Source organism: Lactobacillus sp. WILCCON 0149, from assembly GCF_057197965.1.
The window spans coordinates 1-463 of record NZ_JBUBHO010000040.1 but is presented as its reverse complement, the minus strand read 5'-3'; the positions used below and the strand labels follow the sequence as shown (position 1 = coordinate 463).

Sequence of the window (463 nt, the reverse complement as noted above, 5' to 3'; positions counted from 1 at the left end):
TAACCTGGTCGGCGCCTACTTCGACTGGCAGGAGACTCTGAATGCATACTACCACGTCTATGAGCAGATTCTCGTGGATTACGGTATCCCTCTTAGATTCAAGACCGATAATCGGACTGTTTTCAACTACGAGACGGCTAAGACCAAGGCAGAGCACAAAGATGTACTTACGCAATTTGGTTATGCCTGCAAGACCCTCGGAACAGATATCGTAACCACTAGCGTCTCACAGGCCAAAGGCATGGTAGAACGGGCGAATCAGACCGTACAGAGCCGTTTGAAGCCCGAACTGAGGCTTCACAATATTACTACAATCGAAGATGCCAACAAGTATCTCCGGGAGGTTTTTGTGCCAAAATTCAACGAGAAGTTTGGACAAGATGTAGGCAAATTTGAATCAGCTTTCGACGACAGCCCTGATGGCGAGAAGATCAACTACACGCTGGCAGTACTATCTCCACGC

Annotated in this window: 1 protein-coding gene; it reads left to right on the top strand. The window is 48.2% G+C overall.

The genetic code is table 11. From position 1 onward, the window contains the following. A partial coding sequence (locus tag ACYVUV_RS12380; protein ID WP_484499583.1) for a transposase family protein occupies positions 1–463 on the top strand: 463 nt, incomplete at both ends.